7 protein-coding genes are annotated in these 13280 nt (G+C 66.9%); 5 read left to right on the forward strand and 2 right to left on the reverse strand.

Annotated features, from left to right (window positions below; translation table 11 throughout):
- Nucleotides 1–16 precede the first annotated feature (16 nt).
- Nucleotides 17–3343, forward strand: coding sequence for an arabinosyltransferase domain-containing protein (locus H0P51_RS27405; protein ID WP_180915903.1), 3327 nt, complete (start codon nt 17–19; stop codon nt 3341–3343).
- Nucleotides 3340–6564, forward strand: a complete 3225-nt coding sequence (gene embB / locus H0P51_RS27410) for an arabinosyltransferase EmbB (RefSeq protein ID WP_180915904.1) — start codon at nt 3340–3342, stop codon at nt 6562–6564. Before H0P51_RS27405 ends, embB begins: the two co-directional genes overlap by 4 nt.
- A gap of 29 nt (nt 6565–6593) precedes the next feature.
- Here the strand turns inward: embB and H0P51_RS27415 are convergent, their stop codons facing one another.
- Nucleotides 6594–8078: an arylsulfotransferase family protein gene (locus H0P51_RS27415; RefSeq protein WP_180915905.1), complete on the reverse strand. Its 1485-nt coding sequence runs from the start codon at nt 8076–8078 to the stop codon at nt 6594–6596.
- 50 nt (nt 8079–8128) lie between these two features.
- Between H0P51_RS27415 and H0P51_RS27420 the strand changes: the two genes are divergently transcribed.
- The 3 genes from H0P51_RS27420 to H0P51_RS27430 all read left to right on the forward strand — a co-directional run bounded on the left by H0P51_RS27420 (nt 8129) and on the right by H0P51_RS27430 (nt 11563).
- Nucleotides 8129–9001, forward strand: a complete 873-nt coding sequence (locus H0P51_RS27420) for an SGNH/GDSL hydrolase family protein (protein ID WP_180915906.1) — start codon at nt 8129–8131, stop codon at nt 8999–9001.
- Between the two features lie 297 nt (nt 9002–9298).
- Nucleotides 9299–9748 carry a hypothetical protein gene (locus tag H0P51_RS27425; protein ID WP_246398253.1) on the forward strand — a complete coding sequence of 150 codons (450 nt, stop codon included), beginning with the start codon at nt 9299–9301 and terminating at the stop codon, nt 9746–9748.
- Between the two features lie 36 nt (nt 9749–9784).
- A complete protein-coding gene (locus H0P51_RS27430) occupies nt 9785–11563 on the forward strand; it encodes an acyl-CoA dehydrogenase family protein (RefSeq protein WP_180915908.1) in 1779 nt (592 codons plus the stop codon).
- 137 nt (nt 11564–11700) lie between these two features.
- Here the strand turns inward: H0P51_RS27430 and H0P51_RS27435 are convergent, their stop codons facing one another.
- Nucleotides 11701–13278, reverse strand: coding sequence for an acyl-CoA carboxylase subunit beta (locus tag H0P51_RS27435; protein WP_180915909.1), 1578 nt, complete (start codon nt 13276–13278; stop codon nt 11701–11703).
- Nucleotides 13279–13280 lie beyond the last annotated feature (2 nt).

Here is a 13280-nt window from a genome sequence, read left to right on the forward strand (position 1 = left end):
CCTACGATCGAGCCTCGTGTCCCCCGACGGTAATGTGCGATCCCACCGGATCGCCCGCCTCCTAGCCGTCGTATCCGGCGTCGTCGGCCTGCTGTTGTGCCTGCTGGTCCCGCTGCTCCCGGTGCGGCAGACCACCGCAACCATCCTGTGGCCGCAAGGCGCCACCGCAGACGGAAACATCAGCCAGGTGACCGCCCCGCTGGTGTCGGGCGCGCCGCGGTCCCTAGACATCTCGCTGCCCTGCGCGGCGATCGCCACCCTGCCGGCCGACGGCGGCCTGGTGCTGTCCACCTTGCCCGCCGACGGGTTCGAGACCGGCAAGCACGGCCTGTTCGTCAGAGCGAATAAGGAATCCGTCGTCGTCGCATTCCGCGACACGGTCGCCGCGGTAGCACCCCGTGCCGCGATCGCAGCCGGCGCCTGCCAACGACTGCACGTCTGGGCCGACGCCGGCGGCGCGGGAGCGGACTTCGACGGCATCCCCAACGCCGCCGGAAGGCTGTCGCCTGAGAAGAAACCCCAGGTAGGGGGTTTCTTCACCGACCTGAAGGTGCGCGCCCAGCCCGGGCTGTCGGCGCGCGTCGACGTCGACACCCGATTCATCCTCGCGCCGACCACCCTCAAGACGCTCGCGATAGGCCTGGGTGTGCTGGCGGTCCTGGTGGCTGTCGGCGCGCTGGGCGCGCTGGACCGCCTCAGCCGTGGCGACCAGGTGCGCGACTGGCGATCGCCCGTCGCCTGGCTCGCCCGCTACCGCCCACGCGTGCACCGCTCCAGGGTCTGGCGGGTCGGCCTGGCCACCTGGCTAGCTGACGCAGGGGTGCTCGCGACCCTGCTCGGGTGGCACCTCATCGGCGCCATCTCCTCCGACGACGGCTACAACCTGACCATCGCGCGGGTAGCACCCAAGGCCGGATATGTCGCCAACTACTACCGCTACTTCGGCACTACCGACGCACCGTTCGACTGGTACCTGAGTGTCTTGTCCAAGATGGCCTCCGTCAGCACGGCCGGGGTGTGGATGCGTCTCCCCGCCACGCTGGCTGGCGTCGCATGCTGGCTGATCATTAGCCGCTGCGTGCTGCGCCGTCTCGGCCCGGGCAGAGGCGGCCTGTCCGGCAACCGGGTTGCGGTGTGGACGGCAGGCGCGGTGTTCGTCGCCGCCTGGCTGCCGTTCAACAACGGTCTACGCCCCGAGCCGCTGATCGCGCTGGGCGTGCTCGCCACCTGGATGATGGTGGAACGCTCGATCGCCCTGGCCAGGCTGGCCGCCGCCGCGGTCGCCATCATCATTGCGGTATTTACCGTGACGCTGGCGCCGCAGGGCTTGATCGCGGTCGCGCCGCTGCTGACCGGCGCCCGTGCCATCGCCCAGACGATCCGGCGCCGGCGTCCCACCGACGGACTGCTCGCGCCACTGGCCGTGCTGGCGGCGTCGGCGTCGCTGATCTTCGTGGTGGTGTTCCGTTCGCAGACGCTCGCGACCGTGGCCGAATCCGCGCGCATCAAGTACACCGTCGGCCCGACCATCGCCTGGTACCAGGACTTCCTGCGCTACTACTTCCTCACCGTGGAGAGCAACGCCGACGGCTCCATGTCGCGCCGGTTCGCCGCGCTGATCCTGTTGCTGTGCATGTTCGGCATGTTGTTCGTGCTGCTGCGCCGCGGCCGGGTGCCCGGACTAGCCACCGGGCCGGCATGGCGGTTGGTCGGCACGACGGCGATCGGCCTGTTGCTGCTGCACTTCACCCCGACCAAGTGGGCCATCCAGTTCGGCATCTTCGCCGGGTTGGCCGGCGCGCTCGGAGCAGTCACCGCCTTCTCCGTGTCCCGGATCGGCCTGCACAGCCGACGCAACCTGGCGCTCTACGTCACCGCGCTGCTGTTCGTGCTGGCCTGGGCCACCTCGGGCATCAACGGCTGGTTTTACGTCGGCAACTACGGCGTCCCCTGGTACGACATCCAGCCCGTCGTCGCCAGTCACCCGGTGACGTCGATGTTCCTGACGTTGTCGATCCTCACCGGCTTGCTGGCCGCTTGGTATCACTTCCGGATGGACTACGCCGGCCACACCGAGGTCAAGAACAACCGGCGCAACCGAGTCCTGGCGTCGACTCCGCTGCTGGTGGTGGCGGTGATCATGGTGCTGGGTGAGGTCGGCTCGATGGCCAAAGGCGCGGTGTTCCGCTACCCGCTGTACACCACCGGCAAGGCCAACCTGCGGGCCATCGAGTCCGGACTCTCACCCACCAGTTGCGCCATGGCCGACGACGTGCTGGCCGAACCGGACTCCAATGCCGGGATGCTGCAACCGGTTCCGGGTCAGCAGTTCGGTCCGGACGGGCCGCTCGGCGGCGTCAACCCGGTCGGCTTCAAGCCCGAGGGTGTTGGCGAGAACCTGCAGTCCGACCCCGTCGTCAGCAAGCCCGGCGTGGTCAACTCCGACGCCTCCCCCAACAAACCCAACGCCGCCATCACCGACTCCGCCGGCACCGCCGGGGGCAAGGGTCCGGTCGGCGTCAACGGCTCGCACGCGGCACTGCCGTTCGGGCTCAACCCGGCAACCACGCCGGTGATGGGCAGCTACGGCGAGAACAACCTGGCCGCACGCGCCACCTCGGCCTGGTACCAGTTGCCGCCGCGGCGCCCGGACCGGCCGCTGGTCGTGGTCTCGGCGGCCGGCGCCATTTGGTCCTACAAGGAAGACGGCGACTTCATGTACGGCCAATCCCTGAAACTGCAGTGGGGCGTGGCCAAGCCCGACGGCAACATCGCGCCACTGGGCGAGGTCTTCCCGATCGACCTAGGCCCGCAGCCGGCCTGGCGTAACCTGCGGTTCCCGTTCCTGTGGGCCCCGCCGGAGGCCAACGTGGCCCGCATCGTCGCATACGACCCGAACCTGAGCTCTGAGCAGTGGTTCGCCTTCACCCCGCCGCGGGTGCCGGAGCTGGAGCCGTTGCAGCAGCTGATCGGGTCGCAGGACCCGGTGCTGATGGACATCGCGACCGCCGCGAACTTCCCGTGCCAGCGGCCGTTCACCGAGCACCTGGGCATCGCCGAACTGCCGCAGTACCGCATCCTGCCCGACCACAAACAGACGGCGGTGTCGTCGAACCTATGGCAGTCGGCGAACGCCGGCGGGCCGTTCATGTTCACCCAGGCCCTCCTCTGGACCTCGACGATCTCGACGTACCTCAGTGGCGACTGGTACCGCGACTGGGGATCGGTGGAGCAGTACCACCGGCTGGTGCCGGCCGACAAGGCGCCGGAAGCCACCGTTGAGCAGGGAGTGGTGACCGTACCCGGCTGGAGCCGGCCCGGACCGATCAGGGCGCTGCCATGACCGTCACCGTGCCGGAACCGACGCTGGCCGACCGGAACCTCAAGGCGACCCGCTGGGTAGCCACTATCGCCGGGCTGATCGGATTCGTGTTGTCGGTCGCCACGCCGCTGCTGCCCGTCGTGCAGACCACCGCGATGCTGAACTGGCCGCAGAACGGCCAGCTGAACAGTGTGACCTCGCCGCTGATCTCGCTGACGCCGGTGGACTTCAAAGCGTCGGTGCCGTGCACCATCGAACGGGACATGCCCGCCGAAGGCGGCGTGATCCTGGGCACCGCGCCCAAGCAGGGTAAGGATGCCAACCTCAACGCGCTGTTCGTCGTCGTCAGCGCCAAGCGCGTGGACGTCACCGACCGTAACGTGGTGATCCTGTCGGTGCCGCGCGACCTGATGCGGTCGCCGGATTGCGAACGCATCGACATCACCTCCACCCACGCCGGGACATTCGCCGAGTTCGTCGGGCTCAAGGACCCGCGCGGCGCCCCGCTGCGCAGCGGCTTCCCCGACCCCAACCTGCGCCCGCAAATCGTCGGGGTATTTACCGACCTCACCGGCCCGGCGCCGCCGCAACTCAAGCTCTCGGCGACGGTGGACACCCGCTTCTCCACCACCCCCACCACCCTGAAACTGCTGGCCATGGTCGGCGCGCTAGTGTCCACGGTCGTCGCGTTGATCGCGCTGTGGCGCCTCGACCAGCTCGACGGTCACCGGATGCGCCGCTGGATCCCGGCCAACTGGCGAAAATTCACCCTGCTCGACGGCGTGGTGATCTTCGCGTTCCTGCTTTGGCACGTGATCGGGGCCAATTCGTCGGACGACGGCTACATCCTGGGCATGGCGCGGGTGGCCGACCACGCCGGCTACATGTCCAACTACTTCCGCTGGTTCGGCAGCCCCGAGGACCCGTTCGGCTGGTACTACAACCTGCTGGCGCTGATGACCCACGTCAGCGACGCGAGCATCTGGATGCGGCTGCCCGACCTGTTCGCCGGTCTGGTGTGCTGGCTGCTGCTGTCGCGCGAGGTGCTGCCAAGGTTGGGCCCAGCGGTTACCGCCAGCAAACCCGCCAACTGGGCGGCGGCCATGGTGCTATTGACCGCGTGGATGCCGTTCAACAATGGCCTGCGGCCCGAAGGCATCATCGCGCTCGGTTCGCTGGTCACCTACGTACTGATCGAGCGGTCGATGCGGTACAGCCGACTGACGCCGGCCGCGCTGGCCATCATCACCGCGGCGTTCACCCTGGGCGTGCAGCCGACCGGCCTGATCGCGGTGGCGGCGTTGGTGGCCGGTGGTCGTCCAATCCTGCGGATCCTGGCCAAACGCCGTCGCATGGTGGGCGGCACATTGCCGTTGCTCTCGCCGATGCTGGCCGCGGGCACCATCATCCTGACTGTCGTGTTCGCCGACCAGACGCTGTCAACGGTGTTGGAAGCCACCCGGGTCCGCAGCAAGATCGGCCCGAGCCAAGCCTGGTACACCGAGAACCTGCGCTACTACTACTTGATCCTGCCCACCGTTGACGGTTCGCTCTCGCGCCGGTTCGGCTTCTTGATCACCGCGCTGTGCTTGTTCACGGCGGTGTTTATCATGTTGCGGCGCAAGCGAGTTCCCGGTGTGGCACGCGGCCCGGCGTGGCGGCTGATGGGTGTCATATTCGGCACCATGTTCTTCCTGATGTTCACCCCCACCAAGTGGGTGCATCACTTCGGGTTGTTCGCTGCGGTGGGGGCGGCGATGGCCGCTTTGACGACGGTGCTGGTATCTCCGGCGGTGTTGCGCTGGTCGCGCAACCGGATGGCGTTCCTAGCGGCGGTGTTCTTCCTGCTGGCGCTTTGCTTCGCCACCACCAACGGCTGGTGGTATGTGTCCAGCTACGGGGTGCCGTTCAACAGCACCATGCCCAAGATCGCCGGGATGACAGTCAGCACAATGTTTTTCGTGCTGTTCGCGCTGGCCGCGGTATATGCGGCGTGGCTGCACTTCGCGCCGCGGGGCAGCGGTGAGGGCAGAATCACCACCTTGCTCACCACTGCGCCGGTCTCATTGGCCGCCGGGTTCATGGCGCTGGTCTTCATCGCCTCAATGGGGATCGGCATCGTGCGGCAGTACCCCACCTACTCCAACGGCTGGTCGAATCTGCGCGCGTTCACCGGAGGTTGCGGCCTGGCCGACGACGTCCTGGTCGAGCCGGACCCCAACGACGGCTTCATGACTCCGTTGCCCGGCGACTACGGTCCGCTGGGCCCGCTGGGCGGGTCCAACCCGGTCGGCTTCTCCCCAAACGGGGTACCGGAGCACACCGTGGCCGAGGCGATGGTGATGAAACCCAACCAGCCCGGCACCGACTACGACTGGGATGCTCCGACAAAGCTGAAGGCGCCCGGCATCAACGGATCGACGGTGCCGCTGCCGTACCAACTCGATCCGAAGCGAGTGCCGCTGGCCGGCACCTACACCACCGGCGCCCAGCAGCAGAGCCGGCTGGCGTCGGCCTGGTACACGCTGCCCAAGCCCGACCAGGCTTCGCTGGCGAGCCATCCGCTGGTGGTAATCACCGCAGCCGGCAAGATCACCGGCAACAGCGTGCTGCACCACTTCACCAGCGGCCAGACCGTGGTGCTCGAGTACGCCCGCCAAGGTGCCGGCCCGCTGGTGCCCGCCGGGCGGTTAATCCCCGACGACCTCTACGGCGAGCAGCCCAAAGCGTGGCGAAACCTGCGGTTCGCTCGCGACAAGATGCCGGCCGACGCCGTCGCGGTGCGGGTGGTTGCCGAGGACCTGTCCCTGACGCCGGAGGACTGGATCGCGATCACCCCGCCGCGGGTCCCCGAATTGCGATCGCTGCAGGAGTACGTCGGCTCCACCCAGCCGGTGCTGCTGGACTGGGCCGTCGGCCTGGCCTTCCCCTGCCAGCGACCGATGCTGCACACCAACGGCGTCACCGAGATCCCGCGGTTCCGCATTACGCCCGACTACAACGCCAAGAAACTGGACACCGACACGTGGGAGGACGGTGTCAACGGCGGCCTGCTCGGCATCACCGACCTGCTGCTGCGCGCGCATGTGATGGCCACGTATCTGTCGCGCGACTGGGCGCGGGACTGGGGTTCGCTGCGCCAATTCGACACGCTGGTCGACGCTCCGCCCGCGCGGCTAGACCTGGGCGAGGCGACGCGCAGCGGGCTGTGGTCACCGGGCCAGATCCGCATCAAGCCTTAGGCTCCTCAGCTGCTGGCCGGCTTCAAGACTCAACGCGGCGCCGGCAGCGGCGTCGACTGGATGACAACCGCTCCCCCGCCGTCCAGCCCCTGCAACTGGCAATACCCGTCTGGCTTGGCGCGCAACGGGATTAGAGTGTTGTAGCCGGCCCAGTCGACGGTAGCCACCTCCGTCATCGCGTTGCTCAGTGTGCCGTGCAGCAGCCGCCACCGGGTTACCGCGGTGGCACCGTTCCAGATGGCACGGACACCGCCGTCGGTGAACAGCAGCTGTGGCGGCAGCACCGGGTCGCCCGTCCATTCGTCGAGGAACGCTCGATAGGTACCGTCGGCCAAGGTGGCGTCGTAGAGCATGTCGCCGTCGGCCGCGAATTCGGTGATGTGCCCCGCGGTTCCCCAGCCGGAGAAGATGTTGCCGCCGGCCAGCTGTTGCAGGTTGCCCATGGCGCCTGCGCTGAGGTTGCCAGGGTGTGGCTGCGCACGAATCAGAGTGGCCTTGCGCGCGGCGAAGTCCAGGTGGATCCACTTCAGACGGGTCGGCACCGATCCACCACCGGGCTGGGCGCGGCTGCCCTCGAAGTGGTTGTCGAACACCGTCAGCGTGTTCGGGTCCGGCATCTCGGCGTCGTGCTGAAAGGCAAACTCGACACCTTCGCCCATCTCGAAGGAGGAGTGTTTGCCGCCGAGCTGCCAGTTGATGGCGCCGCTGCGCGGGTCGATGTTGAATACCGTGGACACTGCCCGCAGGCTGATCAGCAGGTTGCCCGACGGGTCCAGCGCGATTGAATTCATGTGGTACGGGTCGAACGCCTCGCCCGCCGTGTACTTTTCCGGCGAGTCCGCGACCGGCACATGACTGAGCGCATCCCACTGGAACAACGTCTTGCGTGTCGCCACGTCCACCACCGTGGCGATGCAGTTGAACACCCGGCCGTCTTTGGGGCCGCCGACTGCGGTGAGGTCGGCAGTCACCTCCTGGTAGGCGGTGATCAGGGCATGGCCCTCAGGAGTGAGCCGGAACTCGTGGATGTCCGAGGATAGGTCTCCGCCGGGGGTGAGGGTGGTGAGCACGTTGTAGTGCTGGTCCGCGATGCAGTTGAAGCCGATACCGTGGCTGCCCATCCGCAGGCCCTGCCACCAGGTGAGCACCGGCCTGCCCTGATAGTTCTGCACCCGCAGGTTGCCGCCGACCTGGCCGGGCGGCAGCTCACGCTGCCACACCACGCGGCCGGCCTTGTCGGCGATGAGGAGGATCGAGACACCCCCATCGGCGTTGGGATCGGCCGCCGAGGTACCGGAAACGAAGAATACATAGCCGGGTGCGCCGCCAGGCTTGTTGACATTGACGGTGTAGCCCAACGAACGTGCCGACACCTCGATGTTGCCCGGCGCGGGCGGCGGGCCCGGTGAATTGGGTGCCGCGTCATGGTCCCGCGAACTGCACGCGACCGCGGTCGCTCCCAGGGCACCACCGGCAATTAACCCGAATCCTCGCCTCGATATCCCGTTGGGCACCCGGCCATTACATCAGGCGGCGCTGCGGGACCGATGAAACACTGGGCTGCATGGGGTCGAAGCGGCTGGGCATCGCCATGCTGGTGGCCGGCGTGTGCGCCAGCTGCGCGACACCGCCGCCGGCGGGTCCGGGGTCGGCGGCGCGCTCCCGCTATGTCGCGATGGGCGACTCCTTCGCGGCCGCACCCGGCGTACCGGAGCCCGCCGAACCCGAACGATGTCACAAGTCGACCAACAACTATCCTGCCGTGCTGGCCCGGCGGCTCGCATCGGCCGCCTTCCGCGACGCTACGTGCAGCGGCGCGACCGCCGACGACATCTACAGTCGCGCCCAGCAGACCGGCGATGGCCTCATGCCGCGCCAACTGGACGCGCTCGACGCATCCACGGAACTGGTCACGATCACCATCGGCGCCAACGACGTCGGACTGGCCGCCGACGCCGAGTCCTGCCAGGCCAAGGGCCCCGATCCGCAGCCGTGCATTGGGGGATTCGTCATCGACCAGGTCGACAGCGTTTCTCGGCTGATCGCTGACCAGGTACCGGTCTGGGCCGCAATGCTCGACGAGGTCCGCGCCCGGTCCCCGCGCGCGCGGATCATCCTGGTGGGGTACGGGCTGTTCCTGCGGGCCGACGGCTGTTATCCCGAGCAGCCGGTCTTGCCGCACGACGCCAATTATCTACAAGCCAAAATTGACGAGCTCGACGACAGGCAGCGGGAACTCGCGGCCGAAAAGGGGGTCGAATTCTTCGACACCCGTCCAATGTCGGTTGGCCACGACATGTGCGCACCTCACGCGGAGCGATATGTAGAGGGTTACGTCACCAAGAAACATGCGGTGCCGTTGCATCCAACTGCCCTGGGCGCGGCGGCGATCGGTAACGCGCTGACCGATTATTTGGTGTTGTCGCAGAACAAGTGAGGCCCGGCGTTCACCGGGTTCATCGGAATTTACGTTGCATCAACGCTTTTCGTAGGCCTCCGGAATGGCATCTGACTTACCGAATATTGACGTTAGATCAAATGCCAGGCGTTTCTCCCTGCAGAAATCAAGATCAGTCGGTAGTTAAGCGAACAAAATAGTCAATCGGCGGAAACCGAATGTTTGGTTTGGGGGAATTGCGTCAATATCTGGATCGCTATCAATGCGAAATCAGAGATTGGCAGGGCAATGCGTCCGATTCGATTGGGTTTACCCGCTGCGACAATCACTGTCCTCATGGCGTCGACGGTGATCTTGGGAGCGGGCGCGGCGGGCGCCACCGGGGCGATACCGATCAACGCCGTTCTCCGAAATTGCGACTTCAGTCAAGTCCAGACCGCCCTGGAGGTACCGCATTCCAACATGGGCCACGGCACCGCCCAGATCACCAGCACCGGATCAAGCGTCACCGCCCACGTGAATCTGCTCGTCGCCGGCGAACCCGGCCATCACTTCGACGTCGGACTGATCCAGGAACCGATGCCTTCGTCGGCAACCTGCGGTCCCGGCGCCCCGGGCACCACGTTCACCGGCGTGGATACCGACGCGAGCGGCCAGGTCGACGTGACCCTCCAGGCGCCGATTAGGCAAGGGACGACGGGCGTCTGGATCATGATCGAATCCGGCAACCCGCACAACAACGCCCCGGCCGAGTTCTACACCACCGAATTCCTGGCACCGGTCTAGCCCGAAAGAGTCCGGCGCTGTAATAGCGTCGAGTTCATGACGGAGTACGCCCCGGAGTCCGTGGATCGGCTACCGTTCTCCACGCCAGCCAAATCGCTGCGCTACCGAACCGAAAACTACCGCGGTGCAACGGGTCTCAACTGGTACCTGAGCGATCCCACGTTGCAGTTCACCATGGCCTACTATCTGCAGCCCGATGAGCTGGCCGTGGCCGAACCCCAGCTGAGGAACATCGGCGCACTGATGGGCGGGCCGGTCACGCGCTGGGCCGACGAGACCGACCGCAACCCGCCGCGGCTGGAACGCTACGACCGGTGGGGCCATGACATCAGTCGCGTCGTGTTACCCGAGTCGTTCCAGCAATCCAAGCGGGCAGTGCTCGATGCGCAGCAGGAGTTGCGTACGGCGATGCGCGGCGCGGGTTTTCGCTCAACACTGCCGCTGTTCGCGGCCAACTACCTGCTGGACCAGGCCGACATCGGGATGGCCTGCGCGCTGGGCACCGGAGGCGGCATGGTCCAGTCGCTGGTGGCCGCCTACGCGCCGCCCGACGTGCGTGAGCATGTGCTGGCCAAGTTCGAGTCCGGCGAGTGGGCCGGCGAGACGGCGCAGCTGCTCACCGAGCGCACTGGCGGGTCGGATCTGGGCGCGCTGGAAACAACGGCCACGCCCACGGGCGACGGCGGCGTTTGGCTCATCAATGGCTTCAAATGGTTCGCGTCCAACTGCGCCGGTGAGGCATTCGTGGTGCTGGCCAAGCCCGAAGGCGCCCCAGACTCCAGCCGCGGGGTTGCCAACTTCCTGGTGCTGCGGACACGGCGGGACGGCACCCGCAACGGGGTACGGTTGCGTCGGCTCAAGGACAAACTCGGCACCCGCTCGGTCGCATCCGGCGAGGTGGAATTTGTCGACGCAGAAGCGTTCCTGCTGTCCCAGGAACCCTCAGCCGAGGCCGGTCCGTCCGACGGCAAGGGACTGGGCCGAATGATGGAGCTGACCAACGCCGCACGGTTGGGCATCGCCCTGTTCGCGCTCGGCAACGCCCGCAGGGCCCTGGTCGAATCGCTGTGCTACGCCCGGCAGCGACAGGCGTTCGGCGGTCCGCTGATCGACAAGCCGTTGGTCCGTCGCAAGCTGGCCGAGATGATCGTCGACGTCGAGGCGGCCCAGACGCTGGTGTTCGACGGCACCGGCGCGGTCAACCATCGCCAACCGCGTAGCCTGCGCCAGCGCATCGCGGTACCGGTCACCAAGCTGCGGGTCGCCCGGCTGGGCATTACCGCCGCCTCGGACGCGATCGAGATGCACGGCGGCAACGGTTACATTGAAACCTGGCCGGTAGCAAGGCTTTTGCGTGACGCCCAGGTGAACACCATCTGGGAGGGCCCGGACAACATTCTCTGTCTGGACGTGCGACGCGGCATCGCGAAGGCGCGTGCGCACGAGCCGCTGCTGGCGCGGTTGCGAGACGCGGTGTCAGTGTCCGATGACGACGCCACGACCGGCCTGGTCGCCGAGCGGATCGAGGATCTGGCCGCGGCCGTGACGGCCTGGGAAAAGCTGGACGATCGGGCGGGTGAAGCGCGGCTGTTCCCGCTGGCTCAGTTCATGGGCGACGTCTACGCGGGCGCACTGCTCACCGAGCAGGCGGCATGGGAGCGGGATGCTCGCCATGGAGAACGCAAGGCGCTGGTGGCGCGGCTGTACGCGCAGCGCTACCTTGCCGATCGCGGACCGCTGCGCGGTATCGACACCGACTGCGACGAAGCACTGGAACGCTTCGACGAGCTGGCCGACGGCGCACTGGCGCAGTAATTCCCTCTCGACTGTGAGCCCCACGACGCTCAATCGGCGTGTCGCGCAGCAGGATTCACCCTCACCGGAGAAACGGGCCGACGGCAGAGACGGCGGAGCCGGCAAAGGGAGGCGACGGTAGGAAGACGACGAGGTGCTTAGACCGGGATCAGGCCGTGCTTACGGCCAACCCGCCACCACAACTGCTTGTCCCGCAACAGGTGCAGCGACCTGCGTAGCAGCAGTCGAGTGTCATGCGGGTCGATCACCGCGTCGATGAATCCGCGTTCGGCGGCGGTCCACGGGATCGCCATGTTGAGGTTGTAGCCCTCGATGAAGTCCTTCTTGATTTGCTGCGCCTCGGGCGTCGTCGGATCGGGGAAGCGCTTCATCAGCAACTGCGCAGCCCCCTCGGCGCCGATCACCGCGATACGCGCGGTCGGCCACGCGAAGTTGAAGTCGGCGGTCAGCTGCTTGGAGCCCATCACCGCGTACGCGCCGCCGAACGACTTCCGCACGGTGATCGTCACCTTCGGCACGTCCGCCTCGACCACCGCGTACAGGAACCGCCCACCGCGCTTGATGATGCCGTTCTTCTCCTGCTCGGCTCCGGGCAGGAAGCCGGGCGTGTCCACTACGAACACCAGCGGGACGTTGAACGCGTCGCAGAACCGGATGAAACGCGCCGCCTTGTCCGAGGCCTCGTTGTCGATCGATCCGGACAGGTGCATCGGCTGGTTGGCGATCACGCCGACAGGACGCCCGTCCACCCGGGCGAAGCCGGTGATGATGGCCGGTCCCTGACCGGCGGCGACGTCCAGGAAGTCGCCGTCGTCGAAGATCCGCAGCAGGATCTCGTGCATGTCGTAGGCCATGTTGTCCGAATCCGGCACGATCGAGTCGAGCTCGAGATCCGTCGGCGTGATCTCTGGCTCCAATCCCGGGTTGACGATCGGCGCGTTGTCGAAGCAGTTGGACGGCAGGAACGACAGGAAGTCCCGCACGTACTGGAAGGCGGCCTCCTCGGACTCGACCACCTGATGCAGGTTGCCGTACCGGGCTTGGGCGTCGGCGCCACCGAGCTCGTCCAGGCTCACCTCTTCGCCGGTGACCTCCTTGATCACATCGGGGCCGGTGACGAAGAAGTAGCCCTGGTCGCGGACCGCGACCAGCAAATCATCCTGGATTGGCGAATACACCGCACCGCCCGCGCACTTTCCGAAGATCAAGGAGATCTGCGGCACCTGCCCGGACAGGATCTCGTGACGCCGGCCAAGTTCGGCGTACCAGGCCAGCGAGGTAGCCGCGTCCTGGATGCGGGCGCCGCCGGAGTCCTGGATGCCGATAATCGGGCAGTTGACCATCGCGCACCACTCCATCAGGCGCGCGACCTTGCGGCCGAACATCTCCCCGACGGTGCCCTGGAACACGGTCTGGTCGTGCGAGAACACTCCGACCGGGCGACCGTCGATCAACCCGTGACCGGTGACCACCCCGTCGCCGTACAGCGCGTTCGGGTCGCCCGGGGTCTTGCACAGCGCACCGATCTCAAAGAAGGTGCCCGGGTCCAGCAGGGCATGCACGCGGGCCCGCGCACTTGGGATGCCCTTTTTCTCGCGCTTGGCGGCAGCCTTCTCGCCGCCGGGTTCCTTGGCCAGCTCCAAGCGGTCACGAAGCTCGGCCAGCTTCTCGGCGGTGGAATGGACGACGACGGGGGCTGGAGCTGCTTCGGTCACGT

This window comes from Mycobacterium vicinigordonae, assembly GCF_013466425.1.
Classification (GTDB): Bacteria; Actinomycetota; Actinomycetes; order Mycobacteriales; family Mycobacteriaceae; genus Mycobacterium; species Mycobacterium vicinigordonae.

Coding starts and splice junctions, on each gene's coding strand:
- embB (WP_180915904.1), top strand. CDS start 3,340: ATGACCGTCACCGTGCCGGAACCGACGCTGGCCGACCGGAACCTCAAG.
- H0P51_RS27430 (WP_180915908.1), top strand. CDS start 9,785: ATGACGGAGTACGCCCCGGAGTCCGTGGATCGGCTACCGTTCTCCACG.
- H0P51_RS27425 (WP_246398253.1), top strand. CDS start 9,299: ATGGCGTCGACGGTGATCTTGGGAGCGGGCGCGGCGGGCGCCACCGGG.
- H0P51_RS27420 (WP_180915906.1), top strand. CDS start 8,129: ATGGGGTCGAAGCGGCTGGGCATCGCCATGCTGGTGGCCGGCGTGTGC.